Annotated in this window: 16 protein-coding genes; 7 read left to right on the top strand and 9 right to left on the bottom strand. The window is 34.7% G+C overall.

The genetic code is table 11. The features are described from left to right. Positions 1 to 6 precede the first annotated feature (6 nt). Together BZARG_RS09815 and BZARG_RS09810 are read right to left on the bottom strand one after the other, a co-directional pair. Positions 7 to 474, bottom strand: coding sequence for a CYTH domain-containing protein (locus tag BZARG_RS09815; protein WP_008637653.1), 468 nt, complete (start codon positions 472 to 474; stop codon positions 7 to 9). Between the two features lie 26 nt (positions 475 to 500). Continuing rightward, entirely contained in the window at positions 501 to 1157 is a 657-nt protein-coding gene (locus tag BZARG_RS09810; RefSeq protein WP_008637694.1) for an NAD(P)H-binding protein, read from the bottom strand. 41 nt (positions 1158 to 1198) lie between these two features. Between BZARG_RS09810 and dinB the strand changes: the two genes are divergently transcribed. Together dinB and BZARG_RS15280 are read left to right on the top strand one after the other, a co-directional pair. Then, on the top strand, positions 1199 to 2302 hold the full coding sequence (gene dinB / locus BZARG_RS09805) for a DNA polymerase IV (protein ID WP_008637830.1): 1104 nt from the start codon (positions 1199 to 1201) through the stop codon (positions 2300 to 2302). Positions 2303 to 2339: 37 nt separating this feature from the next. Then, on the top strand, positions 2340 to 3719 hold the full coding sequence (locus BZARG_RS15280) for an alpha/beta hydrolase-fold protein (protein ID WP_008637750.1): 1380 nt from the start codon (positions 2340 to 2342) through the stop codon (positions 3717 to 3719). Positions 3720 to 3775: 56 nt separating this feature from the next. On the opposite strand, the gene pyk is transcribed toward BZARG_RS15280, so the two are convergent. From pyk to BZARG_RS09775, 5 genes are read right to left on the bottom strand one after another with little or no spacing between them, the layout of a single operon-like run. After that, entirely contained in the window at positions 3776 to 5224 is a 1449-nt protein-coding gene (gene pyk / locus BZARG_RS09795) for a pyruvate kinase (protein ID WP_008637729.1), read from the bottom strand. Further along, positions 5224 to 5781 carry an IPExxxVDY family protein gene (locus BZARG_RS09790; protein WP_008637705.1) on the bottom strand — a complete coding sequence of 186 codons (558 nt, stop codon included), beginning with the start codon at positions 5779 to 5781 and terminating at the stop codon, positions 5224 to 5226. The genes pyk and BZARG_RS09790 overlap by 1 nt, the downstream gene beginning before the upstream one ends. Before the next feature lie 27 nt (positions 5782 to 5808). Continuing rightward, positions 5809 to 6558 (bottom strand): ribonuclease III, encoded by a 750-nt coding sequence (gene rnc, locus BZARG_RS09785; protein ID WP_008637745.1) that lies wholly within the window; start codon positions 6556 to 6558, stop codon positions 5809 to 5811. A gap of 7 nt (positions 6559 to 6565) precedes the next feature. Beyond that, complete coding sequence (gene fabF, locus BZARG_RS09780; protein ID WP_008637813.1) at positions 6566 to 7816, bottom strand: beta-ketoacyl-ACP synthase II; 1251 nt, start codon at positions 7814 to 7816, stop codon at positions 6566 to 6568. A gap of 13 nt (positions 7817 to 7829) precedes the next feature. Next, the gene (locus BZARG_RS09775; protein ID WP_008637711.1) at positions 7830 to 8063 is read right to left on the bottom strand and encodes an acyl carrier protein; all 234 of its coding nucleotides are present in this window, start codon (positions 8061 to 8063) and stop codon (positions 7830 to 7832) included. A 183-nt stretch (positions 8064 to 8246) separates the two neighbouring features. Between BZARG_RS09775 and purN the strand changes: the two genes are divergently transcribed. Beyond that, positions 8247 to 8819: a phosphoribosylglycinamide formyltransferase gene (gene purN / locus BZARG_RS09770; RefSeq protein ID WP_008637749.1), complete on the top strand. Its 573-nt coding sequence runs from the start codon at positions 8247 to 8249 to the stop codon at positions 8817 to 8819. Positions 8820 to 8891: 72 nt separating this feature from the next. Further along, complete coding sequence (locus tag BZARG_RS09765) at positions 8892 to 9533, top strand: ribonuclease H1 domain-containing protein (RefSeq protein ID WP_008637674.1); 642 nt, start codon at positions 8892 to 8894, stop codon at positions 9531 to 9533. Positions 9534 to 9809: 276 nt separating this feature from the next. Here the strand turns inward: BZARG_RS09765 and BZARG_RS09760 are convergent, their stop codons facing one another. Continuing rightward, on the bottom strand, positions 9810 to 10058 hold the full coding sequence (locus tag BZARG_RS09760; RefSeq protein WP_008637777.1) for a hypothetical protein: 249 nt from the start codon (positions 10056 to 10058) through the stop codon (positions 9810 to 9812). A gap of 168 nt (positions 10059 to 10226) precedes the next feature. Between BZARG_RS09760 and BZARG_RS09755 the strand changes: the two genes are divergently transcribed. Further along, the gene (locus BZARG_RS09755) at positions 10227 to 11153 is read left to right on the top strand and encodes a PfkB family carbohydrate kinase (RefSeq protein ID WP_008637728.1); all 927 of its coding nucleotides are present in this window, start codon (positions 10227 to 10229) and stop codon (positions 11151 to 11153) included. Between the two features lie 72 nt (positions 11154 to 11225). Further along, positions 11226 to 13124 carry an amidophosphoribosyltransferase gene (locus BZARG_RS09750; protein WP_008637719.1) on the top strand — a complete coding sequence of 633 codons (1899 nt, stop codon included), beginning with the start codon at positions 11226 to 11228 and terminating at the stop codon, positions 13122 to 13124. Between the two features lie 715 nt (positions 13125 to 13839). Here BZARG_RS09750 and BZARG_RS09745 read toward each other — a convergent pair. Beyond that, a complete protein-coding gene (locus tag BZARG_RS09745; RefSeq protein WP_008637629.1) occupies positions 13840 to 14448 on the bottom strand; it encodes a superoxide dismutase in 609 nt (202 codons plus the stop codon). Between the two features lie 133 nt (positions 14449 to 14581). Between BZARG_RS09745 and BZARG_RS09740 the strand changes: the two genes are divergently transcribed. Then, the gene (locus tag BZARG_RS09740) at positions 14582 to 17728 is read left to right on the top strand and encodes a UvrD-helicase domain-containing protein (protein ID WP_008637661.1); all 3147 of its coding nucleotides are present in this window, start codon (positions 14582 to 14584) and stop codon (positions 17726 to 17728) included. Position 17729: the final 1 nt, after the last annotated feature.

The following is a 17729-nucleotide window of genomic DNA, read 5'->3' as shown; positions in this document are numbered from 1 at the left end:
AATTATTTACCAAGTCAAAAATGGCTTTTTACTCAATTGCGAATTATAATATTTAGTATCACCCGTAACTTCTTCTCCTACCCAATTTGGCTTTTCAAAAGTCTCGTTTGGATCTGATAGCTCAACTTCCGCAACAATTAATCCGGCGTTTTCACCAAAAAACTCATCGACCTCAAAAAGATGATTTCCGACTTCAATTTCATAACGTATTTTATCAATAATACCTTTTTCGCATAATATTAATAAAGCTTCAGCATCTGTTTTTGAAATGACTTTTTCCCATTCAAAACGCGAAACACCATCCTCTGTGGACTTACCTTTAACAGTAATAAATCCGCTATCTCCTTTTAATCGAACCCGAACCGTTCTAGCTTTATCTGTATTTAAAAACCCCTGAGTTATTCGATTCTCCCGAATAGCTTCCGTTTTAAAATCTTCCGATGTTACTAAAAATTTTCGTTCTATTTCAATCATATTTTTTTTAATAGGAAACCCTGTTATTACTTGGCAATTTCTTTAATATCGTCCGATAAAATTCGATTATTAGGATAACTCGTATTATCCAACAAAACCATACATCTAGCAATAGTTTGCGGTTTAATAGCTTTATATTTTTTCAAAGACCCCATTAAAAAGGGATCGAAAAAAGATAACATAATTTTCCCGAAATCTTCACCTGCTCGTTTTTCATCACGCTTTCCACCAATTAATGAAGGCTGTAATAAATATGTATGTGGAATTTGTTCGGCTAAAACCGCTTCTTCCATTTTACCTTTTGTTCGATTGTAGAAGGTTTTACTGTCTTTATTTGCACCCAAAGCGGAGATAGCAATAAAGGTTTTAATACCATTTTCTTTAGCCATTTCAGCAGCGGAAACTGGAATACCATAGTCAATTTTTAAATATTCTTCTTGGTCTGGTGTTTTGGCTTTGGTTGTTCCTATGCAACAAAATACAACATCGCCTCTAAACTTATCTTGATGCGATTTTAGTTCGAACAAATCAATCAAATATTCTTCAACCTTTTCATGTTTAATTACACTTGCCGATCGTGAAAACAACTTGATTTTATCATATCTACTATCGTCCAGAAGTTGCTGTAAAAGCACACTTCCTGTTAATCCTGTTGCTCCTAAAATGATTGCTGTTTTACCCATAATGTCCTGTTTATATGCTAAAGATATTATAAATTTACATCATGCCAGACACTTTTCCTATTCGAAAAATAATTCATGTAGATATGGATGCATTTTATGCTTCTGTGGAACAGCTGGACAATCCTGAATTACAAGGGAAACCGCTTGCCGTTGGTGGTGGCGGAAAACGTGGTGTAGTGGCTGCGGCGAGTTATGAAGCCAGAAAATTTGGGGTTCGCAGTGCTATGAGCGGAATGCTAGCACAACGGCTTTGTCCAGGTTTGATTTTCGCACCCACGCGTTTTGAACGTTATCGTGAGATTTCGGAACAGGTTAGGAAAATATTTTTCGATTATACGGATTTGGTAGAACCCTTGTCTTTGGATGAAGCCTATCTAGATGTAACCGAAAACAAAAAGGGAAACCCAAGTGCGAGCTTAATTGCACAAGAAATTCGCGAGCGTATTTTTAATGAAGTCGGCTTAACAGCTTCGGCAGGTATTTCGATCAATAAATTTATTGCTAAAATTGCCAGCGACTACAATAAGCCTAATGGACAAAAAACTGTAAACCCTGAAGATGTTTTGCCTTTTTTAGAAGCTTTGGATATTCGAAAATTTCATGGCGTAGGTAAAGTTACAGCCGAAAAAATGTATCAGCTAGGTATTTTTACAGGAACCGACCTAAAGTCGAAAACCATAGAGTTTCTAAGTACACACTTTGGAAAGTCAGGTGGTTATTATTACCATGTGGTTCGTGGAGTTCATACAAGCGAAGTGAAGCCTAATCGGATCCGGAAATCTTTAGCTGCCGAACGTACGTTTAGTGAGAATTTATCATCTGAAATTTTCATGCTAGAAAAACTACAACATATTGCCGAAGAAGTTTCGCGTCGGCTTAAAAAAAGTGATGTAGCAGGAAAAACAATCACCTTAAAAATTAAATATAGCGATTTCACTTTGCAAACGCGTAGTAAAACGGTGCCGTATTATGTGAGTGAAACGTCTATTATTATGGAAACAGCCAAGGATTTATTGTATCAGGACAGTATGCAGAATTCGGTTAGACTACTTGGGATATCATTATCTAATCTCAATACAGAAAAACCCAAGAAGAAACCAACGAGCAAGGAAGCCGTAAGTGTGCAGCTGCGTTTTGCATTTTAATGACTACATTTAATAACTTACTTTTCAACCGGTTATTATGAAAAAACTACTCATTTTATTTCTATTCTTTTCACTCGTTATAAATGCACAGATTGATGAATTTTCAATCAAACGGGATTCCGTATCGTCCGTAATACTGAATGATACGCGGGAATTCTCCGTGTTTTTACCAGCATCTTATCTCTCTAGTAATCAAAATTATCCTGTTTTATACATTTTGGATGGCGATTATAATTTTCATTATGTATCGGGAATTCTAGAGCTTCAAGCATCTATAAGTGAAAATATTCCAGAAATGATATTAATAGGTATTTCAGGAAAAGGAAGTGAAACTTATAGAGAAAATTGTAAACCAAATATTGCTGGAGTTGCAGATTCTGGAAATGCAAATACCGTTTCCGATTTTATAGAAAAAGAACTCATGCCATATGTTGATAAACACTACAAAACGATCGATTATAACATATTGGCAGGTCATTCCCTTGGTGGTTTATTCATCCTGAATACAGCACTTAACAAACCAAAACTTTTTGATAACTGTATTGCTATTAGTCCCGCTTTATGGTGGGAAAACAATGCGATTAACACGATAGCCAAGAAAACTTTAACTGATAATCCAGACTATAAAACAGATGTTTACCTGTCTTTAGCGGATGAAAAAGGTATGGGTGTTGATAGCTTTTTAGGTGTTGTAACTAATAATTTTTTAAAGAATAATTTAGTCATTTTTGGGATTGCTATTTTAGCTATTTTAGTCGCCTTTCTATGGGTTTTAATAACACGAAGAAAAAGACTGCCGTTATTATTGGTTCTTTTTGGAATTGGTATATCAGTCTATTTGTTTTTCTTTTTTATTCCAACGAATTCAAATTTTAAGTTTAAGCAATTTGCCGATGAAAACCATAATTCGGTAGGCGCTCCAACTTATGAATGGGCATTAAACAGCATTTTTAAAACATGGAAAGTTAAGGACGAATATTTCAGTTCAGAGCAGCAATTAGTGGCGCATTATAATAGGGTTCAAAAACGGTATGGCCATACTTTTAACATGCAAAATAGCGTATTAGGAAATACGGTATATAAGCTTCAGGAAGACCCAGCCGAACTTCACAAAATACAAACCAAATTACAAACCTTGTACCCAGATGGCGTTGATTATTTTAATGTTCAATGGGCGAGTCGCTTATTAAAAAACGGTGAAAAACCAGAAGCTATGAGGCTCCTGAATAGAATGATTGAAAATTACCCCAATAGTTATGATGCTTACAACGCATTAGCTAAAATAGAGTTAGAAAACAATAACATTTCTGTAGCTGATAGTTTAATAAACACAGCCATAGAAATTTCACAAAAACAGCACGTAAGACAATGGCAACTTAATGAGGTTTTGGAAACAAAAGCGAAGATTGAGAAGTAATAAAAAGCAAAAACCTCATCAATTAACTTGATGAGGTTTTTTATAAAATTTATAAATTAGTTTTCAAAATTACAACCGGTAATTTCGGTAACACGAAGTGTATTTACCATTCCTTTATCTTGAATTGGCATAGCAGCTAAACTAATCAGCATATCACCTTCTTGCACATAGCCTTTCTGGCAAGCAATTTTATTAACGTCTTCAATTGTTTCGTCCGTAGAAACGAATTTATCATAGAAAAATGCTTTAACACCCCAAAGTAAATTGAGTTGGGTTAATATACGCTTGTTAGAAGAAAACACTAAAATATGTGCACTTGGTCTCCAAGCTGAAATTTGAAATGCTGTATAACCACTATTCGTTAGCGTAGAAATGGCTTTTGCATCAATTTCGTTGGCCATGTTAGCGGCATGGTAGCAAATAGATTTTGTAATAAAACGCTTGGTCCTAATATGAGGTGGCAATTGTGGTACTTTAATAAGTTCTGAATCCTCAACACTTTTAATAATGTTGGACATTTGCTTAATAACCTGAACTGGATATTGCCCAACAGATGTTTCACCAGAAAGCATTACCGCATCCGCGCCATCCATTACAGAGTTAGCTACGTCATTCACTTCAGCACGTGTTGGCGTTAAGCTGGAAATCATAGTTTCCATCATTTGTGTGGCTATAATAACTGGAATACGTGCTTGTTTGGCGCGTAAAACCAATTGCTTTTGAATAAGTGGCACTTCTTCAGCAGGAATTTCCACTCCCAAATCACCTCTCGCCACCATTAGACCGTCACAATATGCAACGATTTTATCAATATTTTCTACCGCTTCTGGTTTCTCTATTTTAGCAATAATTGGAATTTTATGAGCACTGTGTTTACTGATTAACTCTTCTAATTGCATTAAATCTTCGGCATGACGCACAAAGGATAAAGCCATCCAATCGACTTCCATTTTAATAGCAAAAATTGCATCTTCAATATCTTTTTCCGTTAAAGCTGGCTGCGAAATATTGGTATTTGGTAAATTAACACCTTTTTTAGAACGAAGCGGTCCGCCTTGAATAACGCGTGCTTTTACCTCCGATTTTAAATCGGATGATACCACTTCAAAAATAAGTTTCCCATCATCTAAAAGAATGCGCTCACCTGGTTTGGCATCCTGCGGAAACTTATCATAAGTCATGTAAACACGTTCTTTGGTACCTTCAAAACGTTCTCCTGTTGCAAAAATAATTTCGTCTCCTTCGTTTACAATCACCTCACCTTTCATGGTGCCAACGCGTAATTTTGGCCCTTGTAAATCGCCTAAAATTGCTGCATTATAACCAAACTCATCGTTTAACTCACGAATCATGGCAATGCGCTCTTCCACATCTTTATAATCGGCGTGCGAAAAATTGATTCTAAATACATCTACACCTTCATCCAACATGCCTTTTAAAACGGCTTTCGTACTTGTTGCTGGACCTAATGTGGCTACTATTTTGGTTTTCTTTCTTTTGAACATTAATAAAATATTAAGTTGTTTTTGGACTTTAATTCCGTTGGGTCTACGCTGTATGCCGTAATGACATTCGGAATATTTTGAATTCTCTTTAAAAGCTCGTTAATATGTTCGTCGCTAATAACATCATCCGTTAACTTTAAAAAATAATTTACTTTTTTATATTCGGGAATTAAATACAAGGTTTTAGTTTCGGTCTTTTGTGAACTAAAAAGTGTGTTATCATTTTGAGTTAATGCAATTTCCACACGACATTTATTAGAAACTAAATCCCAAGTTGTAAAATTATAAGTGTCTTCCCATTCGAAAATATCATAAGCTTCTTGATTTCCGAAATCTAAATCTTCTTTTTGTCTTGATAAACGAAGCTGCAATTCTCGATTTATAAAATAAGCTAACCGATAACTCTCTAAATTACTGTGAATACCGATTAAAGCATAATCAGTGGTATCTAAAAATTCTTCCAAATTTAGTTTTTGCACAGGCATAATAATCAAAACAGGATGTAAATATAGCCATAAATCGCTATATAAAGCTGCTGTTTGCCTTAAACTTAACATGAATATAATACAAGAGCGCTTTTATAATTATAAGCTTGGGTTGTCTTTGGAAATTTGATTTTGAAAAACAAAAAAGGCCCGTTTAGAAGCTTTTTCCTCGGCTTTTTTCTTGGAAGTGGCGCGTGCTTTGGAAACCACTTTATTATCGATAGACAATTTTACAGAAAAATGACGTATTTCATCATTTCCTGTATCTTCATAAACGTTATAATCGAATACTTTTTTCTCTTTTTGACACCATTCAATAAGTAAACTCTTATAACTTATTACTTTCCCCTCTAATTGAGCAATATCCACATACGGAATAATCACTTTTTTGTAAATAAATTTTTCACAATATTTATAACCGCGATCTAAAAATATGGCACCAACTAAAGCTTCAAATAAGTTACCGTAAATATTATCGCCAAAATGACCTTTTGGGATTTTACTTTCCACTAAATTAATTAAATGCAAATCTTTGCCAAGCTCATTTAAGTGCTCACGACTAACAATTTTAGAACGCATTTTAGTTAAATAACCTTCATCTCCGCTGGGACTTTCAGTATATAAATGTGATGCAATAACAGATCCTAGCATAGCATCGCCCAAAAATTCGAGTCGCTCGTAATTAATAGGATGCCCTTCCGCATCCTTGATATTCATGGAGCGGTGGGTAAATGCTTTTTTGAAGTACGCAATATTTTTAGGCTTAAACCCAAGAATATTTTGAATTGAGACAAAAAAATTCCCGTCAATTTTAGAACGGGAATTTAATATGTTTCGAATGTTTTTCATTCGCTGTTTAATCAATTTTCTTAAATAATACGCAAGCATTATGGCCACCAAAACCAAACGTATTACTCATGGCTACTTTAACATCGCGTTTTTGCGCTTTGTTTAATGTTAAATTTAATTCAGGATCAATATTTTCATCAACAACCTCATGATTTATGGTTGGTGGTACTATTCCGTGTTCCATTGCTAAAATAGAAGCAATAGACTCAATAGCTCCAGCAGCCCCTAACAGGTGACCTGTCATAGATTTTGTTGAATTGATATTGATATTTTTTGCATGCGCTCCAAACACTACAGAAATCGCTTTAAGTTCGGCAACATCTCCTAGAGGTGTTGACGTTCCATGCGTGTTGATATGATCAACTTCTTCTGGTTTTATGCCTGCATTTTCTAAACAATTTCTCATTACCGCAATTACGCCAATACCTTCAGGGTGTGGTGCCGTCATGTGGTAAGCATCTGAAGACATACCGCCTCCTAATACTTCCGCATAAATTTTTGCTCCACGTGCTTTAGCATGTTCGTAATCCTCTAGAATAATGGCACCAGCACCTTCACCCAATACAAACCCATCTCTGGTGGCATCAAAAGGTCTTGAGGCGGTTTCTGGCGTTTCATTTCTAGTTGATAAGGCATGCATGGCATTAAATCCACCCATACCTGCAATGGTTACTGCAGCTTCACTTCCTCCAGTTACAATCACGTCACAATGTCCTAAACGTATATAGTTTAAGGCATCAATCATGGCGTTTGCCGAAGAAGCACAAGCAGATACTGTTGTATAGTTAGGCCCCATAAATCCATGTTTAATGGAAATGTTTCCTGGTGCAATATCTGCAATCATTTTCGGGATAAAAAATGGATTAAATCTTGGTGTTCCATCTCCAGCGGCAAAGTTTAAAACTTCATCCTGGAAGGTTTCCAAACCACCTATTCCTGCCCCCCAAATAACACCGACTCTTAATTTGTTCACCGCATCGAGGTCCAATTTCGAATCTGCAATAGCTTCATCAGAAGCTACCATAGCATATTGCGTAAACCGGTCCATTTTCCGCGCTTCTTTTCTTTCAAGAAAATCGGTGGCATTAAAGTTTTTTAATTCGCACGCGAATTTGGTTTTGAACTTTTCAGTATCAAAATACGTTATAGGTGCAGCCCCACTTTTACCACTTATAAGAGCTTCCCAAAATTCATCTTTGGTATTTCCTATAGGTGTTAGCGCTCCTAAACCAGTAACTACAACTCGCCGTAATTCCATAAATTCTAATGAATTATTTTGCTGTTTCTATATAAGAGATAGCTTGACCAACAGTTGCAATGTTTTCTGCTTGATCATCTGGGATTTGAATATCGAATTCTTTTTCGAATTCCATAATTAATTCTACCGTGTCTAATGAATCTGCTCCTAAATCGTTTGTGAAGCTAGCTTCAGTTACAACTTCGTTTTCATCAACACCTAATTTGTCTACGATAATCGCTTTTACTCTTGATGCAATGTCTGACATAATCTTTTAATTTTAAGTTTTATTAGTTGGCAAAAATAAAAATTTTATTCTTATTCCACCCCTTTCCTGTAAAAATGTGGTGGTAATTTACTAAAATTACTTTTAAGTAATTCGTTTTTACCTTCTAATTGTTATTATTTATTCTTTTTTTTGCGTTACTATTCACTCATGACAAGCTGCTATATGAAACGTATTGTGATTTTTGCGTCCGGATCTGGAACTAATGCCGAAAATTTAATCAAATTTTTTCAAAACAACATTCATGTTGAAGTCACGCAAGTTATGACAAACAATTCACATGCCAAAGTACTTGACAAAGCGAAAGACTTAAATATAAGTGCATTTTCATTCAACAGACAAGCGTTTTCAAGGTCTAACGATGTACTAAACATTCTTAAAACTTTTCAACCAGACCTGATAGTATTGGCTGGTTTCCTGTGGAAATTCCCAGAACATATTTTAGCAGAGTTCCCCAATAAAGTTATTAATATTCATCCAGCGCTTTTACCAAATTATGGTGGAAAAGGAATGTTTGGAATGCATGTTCACCATGCTATTATTGCGAATAAAGAGCTCGAAACAGGTATTAGCATTCATTATGTAAATGAAAATTACGATGAAGGTGCACTAATATTTCAGGCCACTTGTCCAGTTTTAGCAACCGATACGGCTGAACATGTTGCGGCAAAAATCCATGCTTTGGAAATGGAACATTTTCCAAAAGTTGTAGAAAGCATTTTAAACTCTCAATCCTGATAGCTATCGGGAGTAAATTTAAAAAAATTAAGCAATTCGCGCCTATTTGTATAATTCGTGTCACCCATAAAGATGTCAAAAAAGAAAAAAAAATATTATACCGTTTGGAAAGGACATCGCACTGGTGTTTTTGAGTCTTGGAAGGACTGTAAAGCACAAATTAAGGATTACCCGAGTGCGGTTTACAAATCTTTTGACACGTTTGATGCTGCCAAAAAAGCATTAAACAGTAATTATAAAGATTATATAGGAAAGAAAAAAGGCTTTAAAAGCGAATTGTCTGACGTACAGCTCAAAAAAATCGGTCTTCCCAACTACAATTCCATTTCAGTAGATGCCGCTTCGTCTGGAAATCCTGGTATTATGGAATACCGCGGCGTAGATACCAAAAGTAAAAAACAATTATTTATTCAAGGTCCTTTTCCAGAAGGCACTAATAATATTGGCGAATTTTTAGCGCTTGTGCACGGATTAGCATTTTTAAAGCAACATAAAAGCGAACGCATTCTGTATACCGATTCCAAAATAGCCATGAGTTGGGTGCGTAAAAAAACCTGCAATACCAAATTACCGCGCAATGCTAAAAACGAGAATCTCTTTGTTTTGGTGGAACGTGCTGTTAACTGGTTAAAAGAAAACAGCTATACGACAACTGTAGTAAAATGGGAAACAAAAGCTTGGGGGGAAATTCCAGCGGATTTTGGAAGGAAGTAGGTTAATAAAACCGTTTATCATGCAACACTCTTTGTACATATATAATATTCTCTTCAATTAGAAAACGAATGGTGAATGGGAATTTTTCAATTTGAATAATCCTGATATTTAAATACCGTAATTGATAAGCTGTCGGATTCTCCTTTAATTTTTCAATTCAATCCCAAAATTCAGTAAAAAATCGTTCTGACAAAGTTTCAGTTATTAACTTATAATATGATAATCCTTCATTAAAATCATATAAACTGTTTTCCTGAAATTTAATAATGCACTTCACTATTTTTTAGTTGATTTTCTAAATTCTGCTTCACTTAAATAATTTGACTTAACTTTATTATGGTTGTCAATCAATTTGTCCATCATAATTTTATACTCAATGGAAGGCTCGAAAGCAGCAGCCTCTTCCGTTAGTATAAATTCCATATAATTTTTAAGATTTCTGCCTTGACTCTTTGCCTTTTCTTCAAGCATTGCAAGCGTTTGTTCGTCTAAAAGAACTTCCTTTCGTTTCTTATGCGCTTTCATATCAGATGTATTTAAAATAAATATACGTAGAATATACGTACGACTTCATTTATAAAGAATATAAAAAATAGTTTAACACTATGTAGAATTATGAATTTTGTAACATAAATAAATTCGTTTTTTAGTCAACAAAACACCTATATTTGCATCAAAATTTGAAACTGTTTTATGAGCAAACTAGTAATTGTAGGGACCGTAGCTTTTGATGCTATCGAAACACCTTTCGGGAAAACTGATAAAATTTTAGGTGGTGCTGCCACATACATTGGCCTTGCTGCGTCGCAATTTAATGTAGATTCGGCTGCCGTTTCTATTGTTGGTGGGGATTTTCCACAGGAATACTTAAATTTATTATCGGATAGAAAAGTTGATATTTCAGGTATTGAAATTGTAAAAGAAGGCAAAACATTCTTTTGGAGTGGTAAATACCATAACGATATGAATACACGTGACACCTTGGCTACAGAACTAAATGTGTTGGCTGATTTTCAGCCTGTCGTTCCGGCAGCATACCGCGATTCTAAAATTGTAATGTTAGGAAACCTACACCCATTAGTGCAATTAAGCGTTTTAGAGCAAATGGAAAGCAAACCAGAATTGGTTATTTTAGACACCATGAATTTCTGGATGGATTGTGCCCTGGACGATTTACTAAACGTGATTAAAAAAGTAGATGTTATTACCATTAATGATGAAGAGGCAAGACAGCTTACTGGCGAATATTCACTAGTAGTCGCTGCCAGCAAAATTCAAGAAATGGGACCAAAATATGTGGTGATTAAAAAGGGCGAACATGGCGCTTTATTATTTCATAAAGACAATGTTTTTTACGCACCGGCATTACCATTAAAAGAAGTCTTTGATCCAACTGGTGCTGGCGATACGTTTGCTGGTGGATTTGCTGGGTATTTAACAAAATCGGATGATATATCTTTCGAAAACATGAAAAATGCCGTTATCTATGGGTCTACTTTAGCTTCCTTTTGTGTCGAAAAATTTGGCACAGAACGCATGGTGAGTTTAAAGAGTAGTGAGGTTCATCAACGCTTACAGCAGTTTAAGAGTTTAACACAGTTCGATATCGAATTAACATAATAACAAGCGCGCTCATTATTGGGCGCGTTTTTCTTTTATATAAATAGTACTTACAACAACACAACACACACCATGAGTGACGCTTTAAAACATGAATGCGGTATTGCACAAATTCGCTTATTAAAACCATTAGAGTTTTATAAAGAAAAATACGGAAGCGCCTTTTATGGTGTTAATAAAATGTATTTATTAATGGAAAAACAGCACAACCGTGGACAAGACGGTGCTGGTTTTGCAAGCATAAAATTAGACACCGAACCTGGCGAACGGTATATTAGTCGCGTAAGATCTATTGCACAACAGCCCATTCAGGATATTTTTGCGCAAATTAATGAACGCATCAATAAAGAGCTCACTGAAAATCCAGAATACGTTGACAATGTAGAACTTCAGAAAAAAAACATCCCTTATATAGGCGAATTATTTTTAGGCCATGTTCGTTACGGAACTTTTGGTAAAAACAGCATTGAGAGTGTACATCCTTTTTTACGTCAGAACAATTGGATGCATAGAAATCTTATTCTAGCTGGTAACTTTAACATGACTAATGTTAATGAGCTTTTTGATGGCTTAGTACGTATTGGACAGCATCCTAAAGAAAAAGCGGATACGGTAACTATTATGGAAAAAATCGGTCACTTTTTAGATGATGCAGTTTCCAAAGCGTATAAAAAATTAAAACAAGAAGGTTATAGCAAACACGAATGTTCTCCATTAATTGCTGAACGTATAAACATTGCTAAAATATTAAGAAAATCGGCTAAAAACTGGGATGGTGGTTATGCCATGGCAGGTTTATTAGGCCACGGGGATTCGTTTGTATTGCGAGATCCTGCAGGAATTAGGCCAGCATATTATTACAAAGATGACGAAGTGGTAGTGGTGGCCTCCGAGCGCCCTGTTATCCAAACAGTTTTTAATGTTGATTTTGATGATGTGAAGGAATTAGAACCTGGACATGCCATTATTACAGAGAAATCAGGTAGAGTTTCTATTAAAAAAATATTAGAACCTGTAGAGCGCAAAGCTTGTTCGTTTGAGCGTATATATTTTTCTCGTGGTAGTGATGCCGAAATTTATCAAGAACGTAAAATGTTAGGTAAATTATTAATGCCTAAAGTTTTAGAAGCGATTGATAACGATACTAAAAACACAGTGTTTTCATATATTCCAAATACAGCAGAAACATCTTTCTTCGGAATGATTGAATCCGTTGAAGAGCATTTAAACAAGAAAAAAACAAAGGCTATTTTAGCCGGAAACGGTCAATTAAGTTCAGAAGCGGTAACCAATATATTATCCGAAAGACCGCGTATTGAAAAAATAGCCATTAAAGATGTAAAACTTCGCACTTTTATTACTGAAGATAGCGGTCGTGATGATTTAGTAGCCCACGTTTACGATGTAACCTATGGCGTTATTAAACCAACGGATAACTTGGTTATTATTGATGATAGTATTGTTAGAGGTACAACTTTAAAAATGAGTATTATTAAAATGGTGGACCGCTTAAATCCTAAAAAGATTGTCGTGGTTTCATCGGCACCACAAATTCGTTATCCAGACTGTTACGGTATTGATATGGCGCGAATAGAAGACTTAATAGCTTTTAGAGCTATGTTGGAACTGCTTAAAGAAGCAGATAAATACCACATGATCCAAGAAGTTTACGACAAATGTATCAAGCAGGTGGACATGGAAGATAAAGACATCCAGAACTATTTAATTGATTTATATGGACAATTTTCTGATGAGACTATTTCCAATAAGATTGCGCAATTAATTTCCAGTGAAAACATTAAAGCCGAAGTTGTAGCTATTTTCCAGAAAGTAGAAAACTTACATAAGGCTTGCCCTAAAAACTTGGGTGACTGGTATTTTACAGGAAATTATCCTACGCCAGGTGGAAACCGTGTTGTTAACCGTGCATTCATTAATTTTTATGAAGGTAGAAACGAACGCGCATACTAACTACCTGAAAATGTGTGAATTATCTAACAAACATAGTTGTTTATCTAATTTAAATGCATTTCAACTAATTAATAGCGAATACCAATAAAAAGAATATACTTTAGTATCACCATAACATAAGTAGGTTAAGTTCATGGTAGATTTGGGGCAAAATAAGGTGAACTTCGGTTCGCCTTATTTTATTTAGAATAAATACAAAAATAGATATCAGAATACCACTCATTCAACAATAACGCCAGAATCATTCCCTTCACAAAGCTAATTGACCCATATAATATTATAAAAACCGCACCTTAACTGATAGGCTTTCACCCTTATTCGGAGTTAACTATTCGTTTATCCCTGTTTATAGGTTGTTTATCTAATATTTTACTAATTCAAATATAAGTAACCTTATATTTGTTGCACCATAATTTAAGTAGGTTAAGTTTATGGTAGATTTGGGGCAAAAAAGGTGAACATCTGTTCACCTTTTTTCATTTTATCTCCACAAAAGTGGGATTTCAAAAGCACCTCCGGATTCTTATAGCAATCCGCAGGTATTTCAAAATAAATTTACTTGTACTATCCTTTCAAATCCAACGGTAACCAAAACAAAAAGTATAACACAAGACCTCGCAGTTCTGACATTTAGAGATAAACACCTATATGATTTAAAACAAAAAAGCAAACCCTTTCAGGTTTGCTTTCAATATATTTAAAAACGTTATAAGCTTTATTTAGCTTCTGCATAACGTCTTTCCACTTCATTCCAGTTAATCACGTTAAAAAACGCATCAATATAATCTGGACGTCTGTTTTGGTAATTTAAGTAGTATGCATGCTCCCATACATCCAATCCTAAAATTGGTGCTCCACCACAACCAACACCTGGCATTAATGGATTATCTTGATTTGGAGTTGAGCAAATTTCAACTTTTCCACCTTTATGAACACATAACCAAGCCCATCCAGAACCAAACTGTGTTGCTGCTGCATTGCTAAATTTAGTTTTAAATTCTTCCATGCTTCCGTAAGCTCCTTCAATAGCAGCTTTTAAGTCGCCAGACAAATGTCCTTTGCCTTCTGGATTCATTACTTCCCAGAATAACGAGTGGTTGTAAAATCCACCACCATTATTTCTAACAGCTTTATTTTTCATATCTAAATTATGAAGAATATTGTCAATGCTTTTACCCTCTAAATCTGTGCCTTTAATAGCGTCATTCAATTTAGATGTATATCCAGCATGGTGTTTAGAGTGATGTATTTCCATTGTGCGTGCATCTATATGCGGTTCTAACGCATCATAGGCATATTTTAATTTCGGTAATTCGAAAGCCATAATATATATGTGTTTTTAAATGTTAATAATTCAATTATTTCAAATTTACGCAATCTAAACATCAATTAAAAATAATAAATACCTATCAAATCATCGATAGTTTTTATCTTGTATAAAATTTCATAAAAACAACATGCCCGTTAACCATCCTTACCTTATTTATAATGCTTCAGCAGGAAGTGGTAAAACCTATACGCTTGTAAAAGCATATTTAACTATTTTATTGAAAGCTTCAAGCACTATGGCTTTCAAGAACATTTTAGCTATCACTTTCACCAATAAAGCTGCGGACGAAATGAAAACAAGGATTATAGATGCGTTAAAAGATTTTTCTTCGGAAGAAATCCTTATCGAATCAAATACCATGTTTGAAGATCTTTGTGGCGAATTGGACATGTCGGCCGTCGATTTAAACGCGAAAAGCAATCTTATTTTAGATGCCATTATGCATAATTATGCGGCATTTGATATTTCTACCATTGATGGATTTACGCATAGGTTAATTAGAACCTTTGCGCACGATTTAAAATTGCCTTTAAATTTTGAAGTCGCTCTAGATGTTGAAGCCTTATTGAATGAGGCGGTAGATCGGCTAATTTCTAAAGCAGGAACTGATAAACGCCTCACCAAAACATTGGTAGATTTTGCCATTGAAAAAGCGGATGACGATAAAAGCTGGGATGTTTCTAGAGATTTTTATGCTATTTCAAAACTATTGGTTAAAGAAAACGACAGACCGTTCATAGAAGAACTCCAAGACAAAACATTAGACGATTTTAAAGCGCTTAAATCCACATTGCGCCAAGAAATAAAGACCAACGAACAACTATGTCTTGATAGCGCTAATATTGCTTTAGAGTTTATAAGGGATAATGGTTTGGAGTTTGGAAATTTTACACGTGCTTCCATTCCAAATTATTTCAAAAAAATAACTGAAAATAATTATAACCAAAATGTAGATACGGTTAATTGGCCTTCCGATTTAATAGACGGAAATACCATTTACCCAAAATCCAAAACAGATGCAGCTACGGCAGCGACTATTGAAAGCATCCAACCCCAAATAGCCGAATTTTTTATAGCTACTAAAACGGCGGTTTTAAATTTCAAGTTATTGAAAGCTATTTATAAAAACCTAACGCCACTTTCAGTTTTAAGCGCTATAAACAGTGAATTACAGATTATAAAAGATGAACAAAACGTCATGCTTATTTCGGAGTTTAATGGCTTAATTAGTCAGGAAATAAAAAATCAACCAACACCATTTATTTACGAGCGTATTGGTGAAAAGTTCAAACATTATTTTATTGATGAGTTTCAGGATACATCGGAATTACAATGGCAGAATTTAACACCCTTATTAGATAATGCTATTGCATCAAAACCTGGCAGTATGATGTTGGTCGGCGATGCTAAACAAGCTATTTACCGTTGGCGCGGTGGAAAAGCGGAACAGTTTATCGATTTGTATAATAAAACCGAAAACCCGTTTCATTTAGAGCCAGAAATAATTCCTTTAGAATGGAATTACCGAAGCTTTCGGGAGGTTATAAACTTTAATAATGGTTTCTTTAATTATTTATCGGATACAATTTTTAGTCATCCAGATCATAGCGATCTATATAAAAACGCCACACAACTTATAAAAAAAGAGGAATCTGGCTACGTGCAATTGGAATTTCTAGATTTAAAGGAGGTGGATGATAAAGCTCTAGCATATTCCGAAGAAGTTTATAATACCATTAAATCCTGTTTGGAAAATGGTTATGAGGAAGCTGATATTTGTGTGTTAGTCCGCAAGAAAAAAGAGGGTGTTGCTATTGCCAATTATTTAAGTGAAAAGGGTTTGAACCTCATGTCATCGGAAACGTTGTTGCTTAACAATTCGGAAAACGTTCAGTTTGTCAACAATATATTACGCCTACTATTACAGCCTGAAAATCAAGAAACAAAAGCTGAAATTTTATTACATATTGCTCAATTATGCCAAATTGAAGATAAGCACAGCTTTTTAAAAACCCATATAAATTTAGATATTTCTGCCTTATTTGACCAATTTGAGGCGTTAGATTATTTTATAGATTATACATCTCTGATTCAATTGTCGTTTTATGATTTGGTTGAAACCGTTATTCGCCAGTTTAAATTGGTGAAACATTCGGATGCTTTTATTCAATATTATATGGATGTTGTTTTAGAATTTTCTGAAAAACAGCTTGCTGATATTGGCAGTTTTCTACATTATTTCGATTCAAAAAATGAAAGCTTAAGTATTGTAACACCCGAAGGCTATCAGGCTATTCAGATTTTAACGGTTCACAAATCCAAAGGATTAGAGTTTCCTGTCGTTATTTTTCCGTTTGCCGATTTAGATATCTATCGCGAAATAACACCGCAAGAGTGGTTTCCTATAAATCCAGAAACGTTTCATGGCTTTAGTCACACGCTCTTAAACTACAGTAAAACGTTTGAAAGTTATGGCGATGCTGGTCAAGAAATTTTTAATAGACATGAATCGGAATTAGAATTGGATAACGTAAACATTTTGTATGTGGCGTTAACCAGAGCTGTTGAACAATTATATGTTATTTCAAAACTTGATATTTCATCAAAAGGCATTGTAAATCAAAAAAGTTATGCTGGTTTTTTAATTAGTTATTTACAACAAATTGGAAAATGGGATAATGATCAATTGGTTTATCAGTTTGGAGAAAGTGCGAAACAATCGGAAACTAAATCTAAAGAAACTTCAACAATAATTCGGAATACATTCATTTCAACGCCAAAAGAGGCCCACAATATTAAGGTTATCACACGTTCGGCCAGTCTTTGGGATACTATTCAAGAAAAGGCTATTGAGAAAGGAAATTTAATTCATGATATTATGGCTATGATTACAACGGAAGCCGATGTAAATGATGTTATGCTATCCTTTTTAGAAAATGGTACAATTAATAAAGTTCAAGAACCCATTTTAAAGGAAACCATATTGCAAATTATTCGCCATCCGCAACTTCAATTGTATTTCCAAGAACAGAATATTACGGTTTATAATGAGCGTGATATTATTTCCAATACTGGCAGTATATTAAGGCCCGACCGTTTGGTTATAATGAATGAAAACGACGCCATAATTATAGATTATAAATCGGGTAAAGAACAGTCAAAACACCTAGAACAATTAGAAAGCTATGAAGCTATTTTAAAGGTTATGAAGTTCCATGTGGCCAAAAAAATACTTATTTACATAAATGATAGCATTACCATAAAAGAATTTTAAC

It is taken from the genome of Bizionia argentinensis JUB59, from assembly GCF_000224335.1.
GTDB lineage: Bacteria > Bacteroidota > Bacteroidia > Flavobacteriales > Flavobacteriaceae > Algorimicrobium > Algorimicrobium argentinense.
This window is presented reverse-complemented; position numbering and strand designations above follow the sequence as displayed.

Coding starts and splice junctions, on each gene's coding strand:
- BZARG_RS09815 (WP_008637653.1), bottom strand. CDS start 474: ATGATTGAAATAGAACGAAAATTTTTAGTAACATCGGAAGATTTTAAA.
- BZARG_RS09810 (WP_008637694.1), bottom strand. CDS start 1,157: ATGGGTAAAACAGCAATCATTTTAGGAGCAACAGGATTAACAGGAAGT.
- dinB (WP_008637830.1), top strand. CDS start 1,199: ATGCCAGACACTTTTCCTATTCGAAAAATAATTCATGTAGATATGGAT.
- BZARG_RS15280 (WP_008637750.1), top strand. CDS start 2,340: ATGAAAAAACTACTCATTTTATTTCTATTCTTTTCACTCGTTATAAAT.
- pyk (WP_008637729.1), bottom strand. CDS start 5,224: ATGTTCAAAAGAAAGAAAACCAAAATAGTAGCCACATTAGGTCCAGCA.
- BZARG_RS09790 (WP_008637705.1), bottom strand. CDS start 5,781: ATGTTAAGTTTAAGGCAAACAGCAGCTTTATATAGCGATTTATGGCTA.
- rnc (WP_008637745.1), bottom strand. CDS start 6,558: ATGAAAAACATTCGAAACATATTAAATTCCCGTTCTAAAATTGACGGG.
- fabF (WP_008637813.1), bottom strand. CDS start 7,816: ATGGAATTACGGCGAGTTGTAGTTACTGGTTTAGGAGCGCTAACACCT.
- BZARG_RS09775 (WP_008637711.1), bottom strand. CDS start 8,063: ATGTCAGACATTGCATCAAGAGTAAAAGCGATTATCGTAGACAAATTA.
- purN (WP_008637749.1), top strand. CDS start 8,247: ATGAAACGTATTGTGATTTTTGCGTCCGGATCTGGAACTAATGCCGAA.
- BZARG_RS09765 (WP_008637674.1), top strand. CDS start 8,892: ATGTCAAAAAAGAAAAAAAAATATTATACCGTTTGGAAAGGACATCGC.
- BZARG_RS09760 (WP_008637777.1), bottom strand. CDS start 10,058: ATGAAAGCGCATAAGAAACGAAAGGAAGTTCTTTTAGACGAACAAACG.
- BZARG_RS09755 (WP_008637728.1), top strand. CDS start 10,227: ATGAGCAAACTAGTAATTGTAGGGACCGTAGCTTTTGATGCTATCGAA.
- BZARG_RS09750 (WP_008637719.1), top strand. CDS start 11,226: ATGAGTGACGCTTTAAAACATGAATGCGGTATTGCACAAATTCGCTTA.
- BZARG_RS09745 (WP_008637629.1), bottom strand. CDS start 14,448: ATGGCTTTCGAATTACCGAAATTAAAATATGCCTATGATGCGTTAGAA.
- BZARG_RS09740 (WP_008637661.1), top strand. CDS start 14,582: ATGCCCGTTAACCATCCTTACCTTATTTATAATGCTTCAGCAGGAAGT.